Consider the following 1,398-nt stretch of genomic DNA (forward strand, 5'->3'; position numbering starts at 1 on the left):
ACCCACCGGAACCAGACGCAGACCGGCATCCAGAACACGCGTGTGCATGTTCGGGATCGGAGTGCCGATGGGAACCACGGTCGGCCAGTCGGTATCCCGGTCGTGCAACGAGTGGCTGGTGACGACATGTGTTTCGGCCGGACCGTAGTTGTTCCGAAGCCGGGTCCGGGAGTCGAGGAGGAACCTTCGGAGGCGGGCGTCGAGGGTGAGCGCTTCGCCCGCCTGGCACACCTCACGCAGGTCAGGTAGATCGAACCCGTCCTCCATTGCTGCTTCGCACACCGCTTTGACCACCGGTGTCGGGGCGAAAAGCTCGTTGATCCGCTCCTGACGCAGCCATGCCGCGAGCGCGCGTGGATCGACCCGGGTCTCGTCGTCCGGAATGATCAGCGACTTGCCTGTTGCCAGGCTGGAGAGGATCTCCTGGACCGAGACGTCGAAGCCCGACGCGGTGAACTGGGCGACCCTCGAACCCGTGCCACCGTCAGTGACCTCGACGTGCCAGCGTAAGAGGTTCGCCAGCGCCCCGGACGTCATGGCGACGCCTTTCGGGACGCCGGAGGAGCCGGAGGTGTAGATCAAGTAGGCGAGGTGATCGGGGCGCAATTCCGGTCGGGGGGTCGCGCGCGCCGTGGTGATCTCTTCGACCAGGAGGCGCCGCACACCCGTCCCGGCGACGGACTCGACAGTGGCCCTGTCGGTGACGACGACCAGCGGGGCCGAGTCGTCGAGCATGGATTCCAGCCGGTCCGCCGGATAGGCGGGATCCAGGGGCAGATAGACACCGCCGGCCTTCAAGACGCCCAGCAGTGTCGCGACCAGATCAGGCGAACGGGTAAGTGCTACCGCCACCACGGCGTCCGGCCCCACACCCACGGAGGCGAGCGTGGCAGCGATCTCTTCGGCGCGCACCTCGAGTTGCCGGTAGGTCAGCTCGACCTCCCCGAATGCCACGGCGATCGCGTCCGGAGTCCGGCGCATCTGCTTCTCGATCACCTGGTAGACCGTCGCCGTTGCGGCGCTGATCGCGGTGTCACTCCAGGTTTCGAGGAGTTGGTGGTGTTCGTGGGGGAGGAGTATGTCGATGGTTTGGAGGGGGGTGTCGGGGTTGGTGACGGCTGTGTTCAGCAGGTTGAGGTATCGGGTGATGAGTTCTTTGATGGTTTCTTTGTCGAATAGGTCGGTGGCGTATTCGACTATTCCGCGGTAGCCGGTGTTGCCGTTTTCGTTGTCCGGTGGTTCGACGATGTTGAAGAGGAGGTCGAATCGTGCTGTGCCGGTTGAGGTGGGTTCGAAGGTGGTGTTGATGTTTCCGATGGTGAGGTGGGGGAGGGTGTTGTTTTGGAAGGCGAGGGAGGTTTGGAAGAGGGGGTGGTGGGCGGTGGTGCGGGTGGGGTT

The 1,398-nt window shown here is 64.4% G+C and carries 1 protein-coding gene; it reads right to left on the reverse strand.

What is annotated here, in order from left to right; genetic code table 11:
* Positions 1-1,398 (reverse strand): AMP-binding protein (locus tag IE124_RS33995; RefSeq protein ID WP_189513876.1); only part of this gene is annotated, 1,398 nt, incomplete at both ends.

The sequence above is a fragment of the Streptomyces narbonensis genome, assembly GCF_014649015.1.
Classification (GTDB): domain Bacteria; phylum Actinomycetota; class Actinomycetes; order Streptomycetales; family Streptomycetaceae; genus Streptomyces; species Streptomyces narbonensis.